The 18,808-nt window shown below is 71.1% G+C and carries 3 protein-coding genes; all 3 read right to left on the reverse strand.

The window, feature by feature from the left end:
- Positions 1 to 70: 70 nt before the first annotated feature.
- The 3 genes from BMY07_RS35250 to BMY07_RS07600 all read right to left on the reverse strand — a co-directional run bounded on the left by BMY07_RS35250 (position 71) and on the right by BMY07_RS07600 (position 18,658).
- On the reverse strand, positions 71 to 15,817 hold the full coding sequence (locus BMY07_RS35250) for a type I polyketide synthase (protein ID WP_092775713.1): 15,747 nt from the start codon (positions 15,815 to 15,817) through the stop codon (positions 71 to 73).
- Positions 15,818 to 16,013: 196 nt separating this feature from the next.
- Positions 16,014 to 17,897: a hypothetical protein gene (locus tag BMY07_RS07595; protein WP_092775714.1), complete on the reverse strand. Its 1,884-nt coding sequence runs from the start codon at positions 17,895 to 17,897 to the stop codon at positions 16,014 to 16,016.
- Complete coding sequence (locus BMY07_RS07600) at positions 17,882 to 18,658, reverse strand: ABC transporter ATP-binding protein (RefSeq protein WP_245782260.1); 777 nt, start codon at positions 18,656 to 18,658, stop codon at positions 17,882 to 17,884. Before BMY07_RS07600 ends, BMY07_RS07595 begins: the two co-directional genes overlap by 16 nt.
- Positions 18,659 to 18,808 lie beyond the last annotated feature (150 nt).

Consider the following 18,808-nt stretch of genomic DNA (forward strand, 5'->3'; position numbering starts at 1 on the left):
GGTGACGAACTTCAGGTTCTCGAGCAGCTTCTTCTCATCCGCCATGATCAGCGACTCCCCGCCACGAACATCATCCGGACTTGCCGAACTCTTGGTGGATCAGGTCGAACAGCTCGTCCGCCGACGCGTCGGCCAGGTCGTCGGCCACCGCTTGCGACTCGGGTTCCAGCAGCGCCAGCAGACCGCGCAGCCGGGTGGTGATCGCGCTCGCCTCGGCCCCGGTCGGCGGCAGCTCGGCGAGCGCGGCTTCCAGCTTGTCCAGCTCGGCGACCGCGGGTGACCCGGGGTCCTCGGTCAGCTCGTCGAGCAGGTACGCGGCCAACGCCTCGGGGGTGGGGTGGTCGAACACGACCCCGGCGGGCAGGGCGAGTCCGGTCGCGGCGTCGAGCTGGTTGCGCAGTTCGACGGCGGTGAGGGAGTCGAAGCCCAGGTCGCGGAACGCGCGCCGCGGGTCGACCAGTTCGCCTTCGCGGTGCCCGAGAGCCGCTGCGGCACGGGCGGTGACCAGGTCGAGCACGAGCGAATTGCGTTGGCCCGCAGGGGTTTCGGCGATCACTGCGCGCAGGTCAGGTCCGGCGGTCGTCGGCTTGGTCGCGATCAGGCGCTCGAACAAGGGGTTGTGGCGGCCAGTGGCGAAGCGGGACCAGTCGATGGCGGCGACGGCGACCGTGGTCAGATCCGCGTCGAGGGCGTCGGCCAGTGCCGCGATCGCTCGGGCGGGGTCCAACGCGGTGACACCGGTGCGGTGCTGCTGATCCGCCGCCGCCGCATCGGCTCCCAAACCCGTTCCCGCCCACGGGCCCCAGGCGATCGCCGTGGCGGGACGGCCCTGGGCGCGACGGTGTTCGGCGAGGGCGTCGAGGTAGGCGTTGGCGGCCGCGTAGTTGGCCTGGCCGGGGTTTCCGACGACGCCTGCGAAGGACGAGAACAGCACGAGGTGCGCGTCGGGCAGGAGTTCGTCGAAGTGGCGCGCGGCCGCCTTGCTCTGCCATACGGCGTCGAACTGGGCGGGGGCGAGGGTGTCGATCACCCCGTCGTCAACGGTTCCGGCGGTGTGGAAGACGGCGGTGATCTCGTGTCCGGCGATCACGTCGGCCAGGGCGTCCCGACTGGTGGCATCGCAGGCGACGATCGTGACTTCGGCGCCGCGTTGCCGCAGGTCGGCGACCAGCGCATCGGCCGATGGCGCCTGCGGACCGCGGCGGCTGGTGAGGAGCAGGCGAGGAGCGCCCCGGTCGGCCAACCAACGGGCGACGTGGGCGCCGAGCGCGCCGGTGCCGCCGGTGACGAGGACGGTGCCGGTGGGGGCCCAGGTGCGGGTCTTGGTCGGGGTGGTGCGGGTGAGTCGGCGGACGAGGGTTGTGTTCTCGCGCAGGGCCAGTTGGGTCTCGGTGCCGGCTAGCGCCGCGTGGAGCTGTTGGGGGTCAACGGTTTCCGGGAGATCCAGGAGACCACCCCACCGGCGCGGGAGTTCCAGCGCGGCGACTTGGCCTAGGCCCCAGATGGCTGCCTGGTGGGGGTTGCGGGTTGGGGCACCGGGGGTTGAGACGGCTCCTCGGGTCGCGCACCAGAGGGGGGCGTTGACGTTCTGCAGGAGAGTGAGGACGGTCTCGGGGGTGGGGGTGGCGGCGAGGACGGCGGTGACCGGGAGGTCGCGGACGTCGTCGGTGGTGATGTTGGTGCGGGTGATGGTGTCAATGCCCGCGAAGGCCGCGACGATGTCGTCGGTGGGGTCGATCAGGAGCCAGGTGCCGGTGGGGGTGCCGGGGTGCTGGGAAGTGGGCGTCCAGTCGACCTGGTACCACCAGGAGTCGGCGGGGTTGGTCTTGGGCCAGAAGCGCTGGTGCTGGAACGGGTAGGGCGGCAGGGCCACGGGGGCGCCTTGCGGGAGCACCTTGGTCCACTGTGGAGTGCCACCACGGGCGTAGTCGTGGCCCACCGCCGCGAGCAGGGTGATCACCTCTCCCTGCTTGCGGCGCAACGCCGGCGCGGCACCGTCGACGAGTGCCGACAGCACTCCGTCCGGCCCCAGTTCGAGGTACCGGGTGTCCTCGGGCACTCGGCGGACCGCGTCGGCGAACCGCACCGTCTCCCGGACCTGCCTGACCCAGTAACCGGGCGTCGCGGGGTCGCCCGTCGCGGTGGTCACCAGCGGGATAGTCGGCGTGGTGAACGAGAGCCCGCTCAGCGCCCGCTCGAACTCGCCCAGCATGGGGTCCATCAGGTGCGAGTGGAAGGCGTGCGAGACCTGCAGCCGCTTCACCCGGCGCGATTGTTCAACAAATCGACGATCCAACAGTACAACAATCTGACGATCCCCCGATACGACAATCGAACGATCCGAGTTGACCGCAGCGAGGTCGACGCCGGTCGGGAGGCCGTTGGGGAACTCGGCGGCCAGGTCGGCCTCGGAGATCTCGACGGCCAGCATGGCGCCGCCGGTCGGAAGCGCCTGCATCAGGCGGGCCCGGGCGGCAACCAGGCTGCACGCGTCGTCCAGGGAGAGGATGCCGGAGACGTGGGCGGCGGCTACCTCGCCGATGGAGTGGCCGACCACGTAGTCAGGCTGCACGCCCCAGGACTCCAGCAGGCGGAACAGGGCCACTTGGAGCGCGAAGATCGCGGGCTGGGCGGTGCCGGTCTCGTCGATAGCGGAGTCGTCGAAGGGAACCCGAAGCCGGACAGCGTCGAAGGCATCGGCGAAGACGGGATAGGTGGCATAGAGCTCCTGCCCCATCCCCGAGTACTGCGACCCCTGGCCAGTGAACAGGAACGCCAGGTTCGCCCTGTGCTCGACCGATGACACCCGGTCCAGGCGGTCCCCAAAGTCGCCATCCACCACGACGACCGCGCGGTGAGGCAGTCGGGGATCCGTGGCGGCCAGCGCGCGGGCAATCGCGGTGGCCGGGAGGTCTAGGTGGGCGAGGCCAGTGGCACGGGCACGCAGGGCCTCAGGGGTGTGGGCGGAGAGGACCAACGCAGTGGGGAGTTGCGGCTCGGGGACGGGCGGCGGCGCCGGGACGTGTTCGAGGATGACGTGGGCATTGGTGCCGCCGATGCCGAAGGCGGACACGGCGGCGCGGCGCGGGCCCGGCTGCCACGGCTGGTCCTCGACGAGCAGGCGCATCGGGCCGGACCAGTCGATGTGCGGGGACGGCGCGTCGGCGTGCAGGGTGCGGGGCAGGGTGCCGTGCCGCATGGCCTGGACCATCTTGATGACCCCGGCGACGCCCGCCGCGGCCTGGGTGTGGCCGATGTTGGACTTGATGGACCCGAGCCAGAGCGGCCGCGGGCGGTCCTGGCCGTAAGTCGCGAGGAGTGCCTGCGCCTCGATCGGGTCACCGAGGGCGGTGCCGGTGCCGTGCGCCTCCACAGCATCCACATCGGACGGTCGCAACCTGGCGTCGGCGAGCGCCGCCCGGATGACACGTTGCTGGGACGGACCATTGGGCGCGGTGAGCCCGTTGGACGCGCCGTCCTGGTTGACGGCCGTGCCACGGACCACTGCCAGGATGGGCCGGTTCGCCGCGATGGCGTCCGAGTGCCGCATCAGCAGGAGAACGCCGACACCTTCGCCCCAGCCAGTTCCGTCTGCGCCAGCGGCGAAGGCCTTGCACCGGCCGTCCGACGCCAGTCCGTCCTGGTGCCCGAACTCCACGAACGCGGTGGGTGTCGACATGATCGTCACACCGCCTGCCAACGCCATGTCGCATTCCCCGCCGCGCAGCGCCCGCACAGCCAGGTGCAGCGCTACCAGCGATGACGAGCACGCGGTGTCCACAGTGAGCGCTGGACCTTCCAGCCCGAACGCGTACGCCACCCGACCCGACAGCACCGCCGCTGCACTGCCGATCGCGAGGTGTCCCTCAAGTCCCTCACCCGCTGCTGCGACAAGCGGTGCGTAGTCCTGCCCGTTGGTCCCTGCGAACACCCCGACGCTGGAACCCTTGAGCCCAAACGGGTCGAACCCCGCCGCCTGGAACGCCTCCCATGTGGCCTCCAGCAACACCCGCTGCTGCGGGTCCATCGCCAACGCCTCGCGCGGCGAGATCCCGAACAACGCCGCGTCGAACCCGGCCACGTCGTCCAGGAATCCGCCCACCCGCGCGAACTCCGGCGCCCCGGTGAGATCCCATCCCCGATCACCGGGGAATCCGCCGACCGCGTCCGCGCCTTCGCTGACCAGGCGCCACAGGTCATCCGGCCCGGTCACGCCACCCGGGAACCGGCAGGCCATGCCCACGATCACCACGGCGTCGTCCACCACCGAATGGGGGACTGGCAACTCAGCCTGTGGGCGAACAGGGAGTTCATGGCCGAGCAGGGTCTGCAGGTGGGCGGCAACGGCGGCCGGGGTGGGGTGGTCGAAGACGAGGCTGGCGGGAAGTGGGGTGTTGGTTGCTGTGGCGAGGGCGTTGCGGAGTTCCAGCGCGGTAAGCGAATCGAAGCCCAAGTCGCGGAACGCGCGGTCCGCGGGGACCGGGTTGGGGCGACCGAGGATGGCGGTGGCGTGAGTGCGGACGAGGGTTTCGAGGTGGCGGGCCAGGTCTGCCGGAGGGAGTTCCGGGAGGTCCGCGGCCTCGATGAAACCGGACAGAAGGCGGTCAGGGCGAGCGGGGAATCGCGACCAGGTGATGTCGGCGACGACGGTGTACGGTTCGTCGCCGTCGAGCGACTGGGCCAAGGCGGTAAGGGCAGCGTTGGGCGGCATGGGGTTCAGGCCCGCGCGGCGAAGTCGGTCGGCGACTGGACCTGCGGCCATGCCAGCGTCAGCCCAAGGACCCCAGGCGATCGCGGTTGCGGGACGGCCCAGGGCGCGACGGCGGGCGACGAGGGCATCGAGGGCGGCGTTGGCGGCGGCGTAGTTGGCCTGGCCCGCGTTGCCGATGGCGCCCGCGAGGGAGGAGAACACGACGAACGCGTCGACATCGCCGGCGAGTTCGTCGAGGTGGGCCGCCGAGTCCACTTTGGATCGCATGAGGGCGGCGAAGCGGTCCGGCGTGAGGGACTCGATGACGCCGTCGTCGACCGTGCCCGCGGTGTGGAAGATGGCGGTGACCGGGAGCTCGGCGAGGAGGGCGGCTACGGCATCGCGGTCGCTGGTGTCGCACGAGACAACTGTGGCCTGGGTGCCCAGATCGGCCAGTTCGGCGATGAGATCGGCCGCACCAGGAGCATGGGGGCCGCGGCGGCTGGCGAGGATGAGCGACGTGGCACCGCGACCGGCCAGCCAGCGGGCAACGTGGGCGCCGATGGCGCCGCTGCCTCCGGTGATCAGGACAGGTCCGCCGGGTCGCCATGCCGGGCGCGGAGCACTGCGCGGAGCGCGTTCGAGCCGCCGGGCCAGCGCTCCGTTCTGACGGAGCGAAACCTGGTTCTCCTGTCCGTTCAGGACAGTGGCGAGGCGGCCTGCGGAGCGCGGCGTGAGGGGTTCCGCGATGTCGATGAGCCCACCCCAGCGTTCGGGGTGTTCCAGGGCAGCGACCTGGCCGAAGCCCCAGATCGCGGCTTGGCCCGGGTTGGTCTCGGCTCGATGGGTGACGCACCAGACGGGGACCGTGGCGGCCTGCACGAGGCGGAGGGCGTCGTCCAGGTCACCCGTCGAGATGATGCCGGTGGCGTTCGTCGGCTCGGAGACGATCGTGGCGCCCGACGCGCGCAGGGCGTCAGCGACGTTGTCCGGATCAGGGCCGACGACGGCCCAGACGCCGGTCAGCGGCTCCGCCTGGAGGTCCAGCGGGTGCCAGGTGACGCGGTAGCGCCAGTCTTCCACTGTGGACACCAGGGCCTGGGAACGTCGCCAGGTGGCCAGCGCGGGGAGAACGCGGGCGAGGCTCTCCCGGTCGTCCACCTGCAAAGTGGCGGCGATGGACTCGATGTCCTCTTGCTCGATGGCCGCCCAGAACCGGCTGTCGACCGGTGCCACCGCGGTGTGGGAGATCCAGAACGGCTCGCGCTGGAACGGGTAGGTCGGCAGGTCGATCCGCTGACCACCCCAGTGCGCGAGCACAGCCCGCCAGTCGACCGCGCAACCGTGGACGTGCACGACGGCCAGCGCCCGGAGCACCGATGTCCGCTCGTCCACCCCGGCCCGCAACGTCGGCGTGCCCGCGTCGACCAGCCCGGACAGCACCGCGTCCGGCCCCAGCTCCAGGAACCGGGTCCCGTCCTCGACCCGCGCCACCGCGTCCGCGAACCGGACCGTCTCCCGGACCTGCCGCACCCAGTACTCGGGCGTGCTCGGGTCACCGGTCGAGCTGGTCACCATCGGGATCGTCGGACTGGTGAACGACAGCCCGGCCACGACCTGCCGGAACTCGTCCAGCATCGGCTCCATCAGGTGCGAGTGGAAGGCGTGCGAGACCACCAGCCGCTTCACCCGGCGGGATTGTTCAACAAACCTACGATCCAACAGCTCAACAATCCCACGATCCCCCGATACGACAATCGAACGATCCGAGTTGATCGCGGCGAGGTCGACACCTGCGGGGAGGCCATCGGGGAACTCGGCGGCCAGGTCAGCCTCGGAGATCTCCACCGCCAGCATCGCCCCACCAGAGGGCAGAGCCTGCATCAGGCTGGCTCGGGCGGCGACCAGAGTGCACGCGTCGTCCAGGGTGAGAATGCCCGCGACGTGGGCAGCGGCCAGTTCGCCGATGGAGTGGCCGATCAGCACGTCGGGATGGACACCCCAGGACTCCAGCAGGCGGAACAGGGCCACCTGGAGGGCGAAGATCGCGGGCTGCGCGTGACCGGTCTCGTCGATCGCGGCGGCATCGAAGGGGACCCGGGTCCGGATCTCGTCGAAGGCGCTCGCGAACACCGGGAAGACCCGGAGCTGCTCGCCCATGCCAGTCCGCTGCGAGCCCTGGCCGGTGAACAGGAAGGCCAGCCGGTGCGGGCTCGCCGCACCACGGATCACCGAGCCCGACACCAGGTCAGCCGCGAGATCAGCCAGGCCGCCCCGCTCGAACACGACCGCCCGGTGCGACAGCAGGGGACGCGCCGCCAGCGACACCGCGAGATCCGCCGACTCCGCGTCCACCTCCAGCAAGCGCGCAGCCTGAGCCACCAGCCCCGCTGGCGACGACGCCGACAGCAGCAATGGCGCGTCAACAGTCAACTCAGAGCGGAGGCCTGTGGCGGCAGGGGTTGGCGGTGCCTGTTCGAGGATGGCGTGGGCGTTGGTGCCGCTGATGCCGAACGACGACACCCCGGCTCGACGCGGTCGGGCGACCCCGGGCCACGGGCGCGCCTCGGTGAGCAGCGAGACCGCCCCGGCGGTCCAGGTGATGTGCGGCGACGGGGCGTCCACGTGCAGGGTGGGCGGCAGGGTGTCGTGGCGCATCGACTGGACCATCTTGATGATGCCGCCGACGCCCGCCGCGGCCTGGGTGTGGCCGACGTTGGACTTGAAGGAGCCCAGCCAGAGCGGTTCGTCGCGGTCCTGGCCGTAGGTGGCAAGGAGCGCGGACGCCTCGATGGGGTCGCCCAGCGCGGTTCCGGTTCCGTGCGCCTCCACGGCATCCACATCGGACACAGTGAGTCCCGCGTCAGCCAACGCCTGTCGGATGACCCGCTCTTGCGCCAACCCGTTGGGCGCGGTCAGGCCGTTGGACGCGCCATCCGAGTTCACCGCTGTCCCGCGGACGACGGCCAGCACGGTGTGGCCATTGCGCCGCGCGTCCGACAGGCGCTCGACCAGGAGCAGTCCGGCACCCTCGGCCCAGCTCGTCCCGTCCGCGGCGGCCGCGAACGACTTGCACCGGCCATCGGACGCGAGCCCGCGCTGGCGGCTGAAGTCGACGAACACCGTCGGCGTCGACATGACCGTCACACCGCCGACCAACGCCATGTCGCACTCGCCCGACCGCAACGCCTTCGCGGCCCAGTGCAGCGCCACCAGCGACGACGAACACGCCGTGTCGACCGTGACCGCGGGTCCCTCGAACCCGTAGGTGTAGGCCAGCCTGCCGGAGACCACGCTGCCCGCGCCGCCGGTGGCGATATAACCCTCCACATCGGACGGAACACTGCCCGACGCGTAGTCGTGGTACATCACGCCCGCGAACACGCCGGTTCGACTGCCGCGCAGGGAGGTCGGGTCGATGCCCGCGCGTTCGAAGGTCTCCCAGGACAGTTCCAGCATGATGCGCTGCTGCGGGTCCATCGCCAGCGCCTCGCGGGCGGAGATGCCGAAGAACTCGGGGTCGAACAGGTGGGCGTCGTGCAGGAAGCCACCGTGGCGCGTGTAGGTGGTGCCGGGGTTGTCCGGGTCGGGGTGGTAGAGCCCGGCGAGGTCCCAGCCGCGCGCGGTGGGGAACTCGCTGATGCCGTCACGGCCCTCGACCACCATCTGCCACAGCGACTCAGGGCTGTCCACACCGCCCGGGTAGCGGCAGGCCATGGCGACGATCGCGATCGGTTCGTCGACCGCCTCCTTGACGACCACAGTGGACTTGGCAGGTCCATCCGCAAGCTCTGCCTCGACGAACTGGGCGAGGGCGGCCGGGGTCGGGTGGGAGAAGACGACGGTAGCGGGCAACGGCAGCCCAGTCGCTGCGGTGATGCGGTTGCGCAGCTCGACTCCGGTGAGCGAGTCGAAGCCCAGGTCCTTGAACGTCCGAGTCGGGTCGACGCGATCGGTCGAGGAGTGACCCAGCACGTTCGCGATGCTCTGGAGGACAAGGGAATCGACATCGGCAGGCGCCACTGTGGAGGCTGACTTCGCCTTGAGCGAGGTCGCGACGGCGACGACGTGGGCGCGGTCCGGGGCGTGATCCAGCAGGGTCACGCCTTGCGCGGTGGTGAGCGTGCCGCCGAGGTGGCTGAAGCGGGACCTGTCGACGGTGGCGCCCATGCCGTCCGCCCAGTGGCCCCACGCCAACGCGCGCGCGGGCTGCCCGGAGGCTCGGCGATGGGCAGCGAGTCCGTCGAGGAAGGCGTTCGCGGCGGCATAGGCGGCTTGGCCCGCGGTGCCGAAGGTGCCTGCGACGGAGGAGAAGAGGGCGAACTCGGCGAGGTCGCCGCTCAACTCGTGCAGGTTGATCGCGCCATCCACTTTGGATCGAATCGCGGCGGCCAGGCGGTCGGCGTCGAGAGCGTGGACGGGGGCGTCGTCGAGGGTTCCGGCGGCGTGGATGATCGAGGTGACGGGGTGGGCGGCGAGCAAGTCTGCGACCGCTGCTCGATCGGTGACGTCGCAGTCGACGATCGTGGCACCCAGTTCGGCCAGTTCCGGAGCCGCCGCACTGGATGTCGCCCGGCGGCTCACCACGACCACCTGGACGCCGAGCTGGATGAGGTGGCGGGCAACGTGCACGCCCAGTCCGCCGGTACCGCCCGTGACGAGGACTCTGTTGCCCCAGTCTGCCTGCCCATCAACGGGAATCCGCGTCGGCTGGGGGGTGAACGTGCCGCCTGCCCTCACCGCGATCTGCGACTCGCCTGCCGGGAGGGTCGGCGGGAGCTCGCCATCGACGAGCACGAACCTGCCGGGGTGCTCGGTCTGGGCAGAGCGCACCAGGCCCCACACGGCAGCGGCTGCCGGGTCCACTGGTTCGTCCTGGATGGACACTGCGCCGGTGGTGTTCATGACCAACTCGCCGGATCCGCTGGTCAGCCAGTCTTGGACCACGCCGAGCGCGAGCCGGACAGCCGCGTGCGCTCGGTCGACCAGCGGGCCATCGGGGATCTCGATGACAGCGGTCTCGCCGAGCGGTGCGGTCGCCGGTACTTGCTGCCAATCAAGGACGTACGCGACTCCGGTTTCCCGTAGTTGCGCGGGGCGGAACGCCAGGGAATCGACGGTCAGCACCGGATTCCCGGCAGGGTCGACGGCGTGGAGTTCGTACTCGTCCTCGCCGCGCCGGGTGAGGCTGGCGTGCAGCGTGGTGGCGACCGAGTGCCGGGTAATCCCAGACCACGCGAACGGCAGCAGCGGCGCACCATCACGGGCAAGCGCGGGGCCGAGAGCGTGCAGAACCGAGTCGAGCACGGCGGCCTGCGGCCCATCCAGCTCGACCCGCGCGTGCACGGTCTCCCCGTCCCGCCACACAGCACGGAGACCTTGGAAGGCCGGCCCGTACTCGAACCCCAGGTCAGCCAGGGTGTCATAGGCGGGGTCCACAGCCTGACCGGCGGGGAGATCGACCGCACTCCAGGTGGACCTGGCGGCGGTGAGGGTGCCGGTGGCGTGGGAGGTCCAGGTGTCGGCGGTGTGGCTGTCGATGGTGATGGTGGGGCCGGTGACCGTGACGCGGAGGCGGGCCGAGTCGGTGGTGGGGAGGACGAGGGGGGCGAGCAGGGTCAGGTCGGCGATGGCGGGCTTGCCGACCTGGGCACCTGCGTGGAGGGCCAGGTCGACGAAGGCGGTGCCGGGGAGTACCGGGGTGCCGCGGACTGCGTGGTCGGCGAGCCAGGGGTGGGTGGCGAGGGAGAGACTGCCGGTGAGGACGAGGCCGTCGTCGAGGGTGATGGCCGCGCCGAGGAGCGGGTGGTCGGTGGGGGTGAGACCGGCGGCGGCCAGGCCCGACGTGGTGGGGGTCGGCCAGAAACGCTCGTGCTGGAAGGGGTAGGTCGGCAGGTCGATCAGTGCCCTGGGGCCGGTGTGGACGGCCTGCCAGTCCACCTCGACGCCGCGGACCCACAGGTCGCCGAGGGCGTCGGCGACGACCTCGGTCGACGGTCGCGTGCCCCTGGCCACTGGGATCCCGTCCGCGACCAGCGCCGACAGGACCGCGTCCGGGCCCATCTCGACGAACACCGACCCGGCCAGCCCGGCCACGGCGTCGGCGAAGCGGACCGTCTCGCGGACCTGCCGCACCCAGTACTCCGGCGTGCTCGGGTCACCCGGCGCGGTGCTGACCAGCGGGATGGTCGGCTCGGCGAACGACAGGCCAGCCACGGCGCGGCGAAAGTCCGCGAGCATCGGCTCCATGTGGTGGCTGTGGAAGGCGTGCGACACCGCCAGCCGCTTCACCCGCCGGGACTGTTCACCAAACCTACGATCCAACAGTTCAACAATCCGACGATCCCCCGATACGACAATCGAACGATCGGAGTTGACCGCCGCGAGATCAACACCCTCGGGGAGGCCATCGGGGAACTCGGCGGCCAGGTCGGCCTCGGAGATCTCGACGGCCAGCATCGCGCCGCCGGGCGGCAGGGCCTGCATCAGCCGGGATCGGGCGGCGACCAAGGCGCAGGCGTCGGGGAGGGAGAGGATGCCCGCGACGTGGGCGGCGGCGATCTCACCGATGGAGTGGCCGACCAGGGCGTCGGGGTGGATGCCCCAGGACTGGAGCAGGCGGAAGGTCGCGACCTCGAAGGCGAACAGGGCGGCCTGGGCGTTCACCGTCTGGTCGATGGCGTCGTCGTCGAACGGCAGCCGGTCGCGGATCTCGTCGAACGCGGCACGGAACGCCGGGAAGACCCGCAGGTCCTGCCCCATCCCCGCGCGCTGCGCCCCCTGCCCGGTGAACAGGAACGCGACCTTCCTCGCCGCCGCGCGCCCCGTGCTGACCAAGGCCGAGTCCCGACCGCCCGCGAGATCCGCCAACCCCGCGCGCACCGCATCGATGTCGCCACCGCGTACCGCAGCCCGGTAGTCCAAAGCGAACCGGGTAGTCGCCAAAGCCTTGCCCAGCAAACCAACCTCGACGTCGACCCCGAGCACCCGCGCCGCCTGAGCCCGCAAGCCCACGTCCGACCGAGCCGAGAGCACCACCGGGAAGGCAGGTCCGAACACCGCGGGCTGCTCGACCGCCACCGGAGGTTCCTCGATGATGGCGTGGGCGTTGGTGCCGCTGATGCCGAACGACGACACAGCACCACGACGGGGGCTGTCGGCGCGCGGCCAGGGCTGGGGCTGGGTGAGGAGTTCGACGGAGCCAGTGGTCCAGTCGACGTGCGGGGTTGGGGTGCTTGCGTGCAGTGTGGGCGGCAGAACGTTGCGGTTGAGCGATTCGACGAGCTTGATGAGCCCCGCCAGGCCAGCGGCGGCCTGGGTGTGGCCGATGTTGGACTTCACCGAGCCGAGCCACAGCGCGGTGGTCCGGGATTGCCCGTAGGTGGCCAGAAGGGCGTTCGCCTCGATGGGGTCGCCGAGGGTGGTTCCAGTACCGTGCGCCTCCACCACGTCCACATCGGACGGAGTCAGACCTGCGGCGGCGAGAGCGTCCTGGATGACACGTTGCTGAGCGGGCCCGTTGGGCGCGGTCAGACCGTTGGACGCACCATCGGAGTTGATCGCGGTGCCCCGGACGACGGCCAGCACCCGGTCGCCGTCGCGGAGGGCGTCCGAGAGGCGGCGGACCGCGACGACCGCGACGCCTTCCGCCCAGCCGGTGCCGTCCGCTCCCGCCCCGAAGGCCTTGCAGCGGCCGTCAGCCGACAGCCCGCCCTGGCGGGTGAACTCGGCGAAGATGCCCGGGGTGGACATCACCGTCACGCCACCGGCGAACGCGAGATCACACTCACCGGACCGCAGCGACCGCGCGGCCAAGTGCAGCGCGACAAGCCCACCGGAGCACGCCGTGTCCAGGGTAATGGCCGGTCCCTCGAACCCGAACGTGTAGGCGATCCGTCCAGAGGCGACACTCGCGGTGTTGCCGGTCAGCAGGTAACCCGCGGTGTCGTCGCCCGCTTCGTGCATGCGCGGCCCGTACTCCTGGGCCATCGCGCCGACGAACACCCCGGTTCGACTGCCGCGCAACGAGGCCGGATCCACTCCAAGGCGCTCAATGGCCTCCCAGGTGACCTCCAGCAAGTGCCGCTGCTGCGGGTCCATGGCCAGCGCCTCGCGCGGTGACACCCCGAACAGCGCGGCGTCGAAACCGGCGATGTCCGCGAGGAACCCGCCGCGCTCGGGCAGGCCGTCCAGGTCCCAGCCACGGTCGGTCGGCGGCGGGCTCAGTGCTTCCCGACCCTCTGACACCAACTGCCACAGGGCTTGCGGCGAGTCGATGCCCCCAGGGAGCCTGCACGCCATCGACACGATCGCGATCGGCTCATCGGAGGCGACAGCGACCCTGCGCCGCACGACCGGGGTCGACGCCCCGCGCAGGTACTCAGCGACCGCATGGGGCGTCGGGTGGTCGTACAACAGCGTGGTCGGCAACCGGACCCCGGTGGCCGCCGAGAGCCGGTCTCGCAGTTCGACCGCCGTCAACGACTCGAATCCCAGGTCCTTGAACGTCAGCCCCGGGTCGACGGCTCCGCTGAAGCCACCGACCACGGCTGTATGCGCGAGAACCAGGTCGAGCACGTCCCGAGGCGATTCCCCCGGCACGGCCTGCGGAACCTCGGCGTTCCCCGGCCGCCAGTGCCGCTCCCGCTGGAACGCGTAGGTCGGCAGGTCGATCACCGACCCGGCGGGGATCGCGATGTCCACCCCGTGCGCCAGCAGTTCGGCAGCGTTGCCCAGCAGTCGCTCCCGCCCACCGTCGTCCCGGCGCAATGAACCGACCACCACCGCGTCCACTTCGGACACCGTGTCCCGGACGGCGGCAGCGAGCACCGGGTGCGGCGTGGACTCGACGAAGAACCGGAACCCGGATTCGACGAGCGTCCGGGTAGCGGCGGCGAACTCGACGGTGCCGCGCAGGTTGCGGTACCAGTAGTCCGCGTCGAGCCCGGAAGTCCACTCCCCCGTCACGGTCGACAGGAACGGCACGTCCCCGGCGCACGGGGCGATGTCCGCGAGCGCGGTCAGTATCTCGTCTCGGATGGACTCGACATAGATCGAGTGGGACGCGTAGTCGACCGGAATCCGTTTGGTGTCAACGTCAACCGCCGCTGCGAACCCGTCCAGCGCGGAAGGATCACCGGCGACCACGACAGCCGAAGGCCCGTTCACCGCGGCCACCGACAGCGATGGCCAGTCCACCAACCATGTGCGCACGTCGACATCCGGGGCGGCCACCGACAGCATCCCACCCTGGCCGGCCAGTGCCGTGATCGCCCGCGCCCGCAGCGCCACCACCTTCGCGGCGTCCTCCAAGGTCAGCACCCCGGCGACGTGCGCGGCGGCGATCTCCCCCTGCGAGTGCCCCACGACCGCGTCCGGTACGACCCCGAGCGACCGCCACACCTCGGCCAGCGACACCATGACCGCGAACAGCGCCGGTTGCACGACGTCGACCCGGTCGAAGTCCCCCGACCGCAGCACGTCCGGCAGCGACCAGTCGACGTGCGGGTCGAGCGCCCGCGCGCAGTCGGCGATCTTCGCGGCGAAGACCGGCTCCGAGTCGAGCAGGTCGACGGCCATCCCCGCCCACTGCGAGCCCTGCCCGGAGAACAGGAACGCGATCTTGCCCTCGACCACCCGGCCCTCGGCGGCCCCTGCGGCGGGTAGACCAGCGGAAACGGCGGACAGAGCGGCCTTGAGACCATCGAGGTCGGCAGCGACGACAGCGGCGCGGTGGTCGAACGCGGTCCGGGTCGTCACCAACGAATGGGCGATGTCGTGGACCGACGCGTCGACCGAAGCCAGCCGCCGGGCCTGTTCCCGCAACGCGGCCTTTGTCTTACCGCTCACCAATGCGATGGAAAGCCCGTCGCCCGCGGATTCCGCGGACTTCTCCGACCCCGGGCCGAGCACGATGTGACAGTTCGTCCCGCCCATGCCGAACGCGCTGACCCCGACGATTCCCGGACCACTCAGCGGCGCCAATTCGGTCTGCACCCGCAGATTCAGCTCGTCGAGCGGAATACGCGGATTCGCCGACTCGAAATTGAGGCTCGGCGGGACAAGCCCGTGTTCGACGACCAGTGCGGCCTTGATCAGACCCGCGATCCCGGCCGCGCCCTCCAGGTGCCCGAGGTTCGTCTTCGCCGACCCCACAGGCAGCACAGCGGACCGGTGTCGCCCCAGTGCGGCGCCCAGGGCTGCGGCCTCGATGGGATCCCCCATCGGCGTGCCGGTGCCGTGCAGTTCGACGTAGCCGACGTCGTTGGGGTCGACGCCGAGGTGAGCGGTCCGCAGGACGTCTTCCTGGGCGTAGCGGCTAGGAGCGGTCAGGCTTGCGCCGCCACCGTCGTTGTTGACGGCACTCCCCAAGATCACCGCGTGGACCCTGTCGCCGTCAGCCAGTGCTGCCCGCAGCGGCTTCAGGACGACCAGCCCGCCGCCCTCACCCCGGACAAAGCCGTTAGCCCGAGCGTCGAAGGTGAAGCAGCGACCGTCCGGGGAGAGTCCACCGAACTTGAGCGCACTGACCGTGCTCTCCTCGGCCAGGTTAAGACTCACCCCACCGGCGATGGCCAAGTCAGACTCACCGCTGCGCAGGCTCTCGCACGCCAGGTGCACAGACACCAGAGACGACGACTGACCAGCGTCAACGGCCAGGCTGGGCCCACGCAACCCGAACAGGTAAGAGACGCGGTTGGCGATGATGCTGCGGTGAGTCCCGGTCAGCGTGTTCCGGTCGACAGCGCCCTCTTGGCGCAGCAGGGTCGTGTAGTCATCCCAGATCGCACCCACGAACACGCCGGTACGACTACCGCGCAGGTCTTGGGGCAACAGGCGCGCGTCCTCTAGCGCCTCCCAGGCCAACTCCAGGGAGAGCCGCTGCTGCGGATCCATCCCAGCGGCCTCGCGCGGGGAGATCCCGAAGAACGCCGCGTCGAACCGGTCGACGTGGTCGAGGAACCCACCCCGGGGCACCTCAGGCACTCGCCACCGATCGGTCGGCACCGGGGAAGTCGCGTCGACACCGTCGCGCAACAGGGCCCAATAGGCCCCCGGGTCGACGGCACCGGGGAAACGGCAGGAGAACCCGACCACCGCGATGGCCTCGGCGCGCACTGGCGACATGACTGCCTCAAACCCACTCGATACCGCGGATTCCCGCGCGGAAACCCACCGGAGCCGGGACGGAAACCCTCCATTTCCTCACTCGGGACCCTAGTTAGCCGCTTCCAGCGCGAACACCCCTACGCCGCCCCTAAACCCGGGCACGAAAACGGCGGCCCCCGTCGCCAGGACAGGGGCCGCCGTGGGGTATCCGCGCTCAGCCCACCGAGACGGGCTCCGCGATCCGCTCGCGCTCCCGCGCCTTGCGCTCCAGCCGCGCCTTCAGCTTGCGCGACTCGACCAGGTAGACCCACCCGGCCAGGCCGAACGCAGACAGGCCGAGCAGCAGCATCAGCGCGATCACCGGCCACTGCAGGCCCTCAGGCAGGTAGAGCGCCAGGAACCAGACCCGCTCGATCTCGCCGCTGAGCTTCATCCCCAGCGGCACCAGGCCCTGCGGGAAGGTGGCCAGGCAGCCGATGAAGAAGCTGGTCCACAGCAGGCCGCGCCGGTGCCGGGGCATCGCCTTGATCACGGAGGTCTCCGCGCTCAGCGCCGCCTCGTGCTCCTTGCCCGCGCGCATCAGGTACAGCAGCTCCGGCCCGCGCGCGACCAACCGCTTGGCCGCGACGCCGCCGAGCACCCAGTACGCGACGAGCCCGGTCAGCACGCCCGCCGGACCACCGGCCCAGCTCAGCAGCGGCAGGTCGAGGAGTTCACCGGCGAGCACGACGCTCAGCGCGGGGGTCGCCGCGGCGAAGACGAGGAACAGCGCGACAAAGCCCTGGCCGGTGACATCACCGTGCTCGAGCGGCGAGTTCTTGGCGCGGTGCGGGTCGGGCCCCGGCACGAGCTGGTCGACCGCGACCAGCAGCACCAGACCGGCGCCCCCGCCGAGGATGGCCGTTGTCGCGGCGAGCGCCCACGGCCACAGGTCGCCGTGGATCGCGGTGCCGACGACGGTGAGCACGAGCGACAGCGGGCCGAACCAGGTCAGCCACGCCAGCTGCCGCCCCCGCACGTCCGCGAGTTCGGTGCCGGGCACCATCAGCGTCAACCACAGCGCGGTGCCGTCCTGGCCGTAGAGGTTCGCGCTGGTCGTGGCCGCCAGCAGCGCCGTGATCGCCCCGACGAACGGCAGGAACCCGGTCGAGTCGAACATCAGCGGCAGCAGCCCGCTCAGGATGGCGAACACCGGCGCGACCAGCAGGCCCTGCACCCGCAACGGATCCCGCAGCCAGGTGCGGACCTCCTTGACGTACACGGCGGCCACCGGCCCGCGATCGGCCCACCTCGCCGCCGACTCCGCCGTGCTGCCGCGCACCACCGGCCGGGCGAGCCGCTGCGGGCCGAGCACCCGCCCCCACAGCACGACCAGCAGCACGACCAGGACCGCCAGCGCCACCAGCGGTCCGACGACCCACAGCCAGTCCCCGCGCCCGGCGGCCTCGACCGCCACGACACCCCAGCTGGACGGCAACGCGCGCACGGTCAGCGAGAACGCCCGCGAGAACCCGGTCTGCAGCACCACGTCCAGCGCGATGAACACGACCCAGCCGGACTGGCTGAGCACCATCATCGTCGCCGTGATCACCGCGGTCACCGCCGCGCCGGTGCGGGACCTGGCCAGCGCGCCGAAGAACCGGGCGGCCAGCCGCGACAGCAGCACCACCAGCGTCAGCTGGAGCAGGACGGCCGGGATCGACACGACGACCGCCGCGGCGCCGAGCCGGGCCGCGTAGACGACGAGCGCGGTGAAGGCGATCAGGGTGACCACCGTGGTGACACCGACGAAGGCCGCGCCGAGCAGCCCGATCGCGAGGCGGGTGCGCGGGACCGGCTCGAGCGCGAACTGCTCGGCGCGCAGCACCGGGTCGCCGCCGAACGCGGGGCCGAGCATCCAGCCCAGCGCCCAGATGGTGAAGGTGACGGCGAGCAGGTCGGCCACGGTGCCCGCGGCGGCGTCGGTGGTGGCCAGCGCGATCGTCCCGGCGGCGATGGCCAGCCCGGCCAGGCCGCCGGTGAGCATCCAGGTCGCCCGGGGACCCGCGATGGTGTGCCGCAGGACGGCCAGCTTCATCCGGATCAGGACGCCAGCCACGACAGGCCCTCCCCGCCGCCGACCTTGACACCCACCAGCTCGACGAACGTGTCCTCCAGCGACGACCCGCCGCGCACCACGTCCAGCGGTCCCTCGACGACCACGCGGCCCTTGGCCATCACCGCGACCGTGTCGCACAGCTGCTCGACCAGCGCCATCACGTGGCTCGACAGAAGCACCGAGCCGCCGCCCGCGACGAACCGGTTGAGGATGCGCTTGATGGTGGCCGCCGACACCGGGTCGACCGCCTCGAACGGCTCGTCGAGCACCAGCAGACGGGGGGCGTGCAGCAGCGCGGTGGCCAGGCCGATCTTCTTGCGCATGCCGGTGGAGTAGTCGACCACCAGGGTGCGCTCGGCGTCGCCGGCGAGCTCCATGACCTCCAGCAGCTCGGCGGCACGCTCGGCGACGGTCGCGGGGTCGAGGCCGCGCAACTGCCCCAGGTAGGTCAGCAACTCCCGACCGGTCAGGCGCTCGGGCAGGGCGAGGCCGTCGGGCAGGACCCCCATCAGCTTGCGCGCCGCCAACGGGTCGTCCCAGACGTCCACCCCGAACACCTCGGACCTGCCCTCGTCCGGCCGCAACAACCCGACCGCCATCGACAGCGCCGTCGTCTTCCCCGCCCCGTTCGGCCCGACCAGCCCGTAGAACGAGCCTGCCGCGACGGTCAACTCGGCGTGGTCGACCGCGGTGTACTCACCGAACACCTTGTGCAGGCCGAACAGCCGCAACGCCGCCGACCCACCCTCCACCTCGTTCACGCTTGGGGATCCCCTTCAGGCTCGTGGCCGCCCCACCATCATCAGCGCCCGGGGCGGAAGCCGCACCGGAACCCTGCCCCCGGCCACAGCGGCGGTGATCGTACCGTTGCTCGCCGTCACCGGGGTGAACCGCGGATCACACTTCTCCCC

It is taken from the genome of Actinokineospora terrae (genome assembly GCF_900111175.1).
In the GTDB taxonomy this organism is placed as follows: domain Bacteria; phylum Actinomycetota; class Actinomycetes; order Mycobacteriales; family Pseudonocardiaceae; genus Actinokineospora; species Actinokineospora terrae.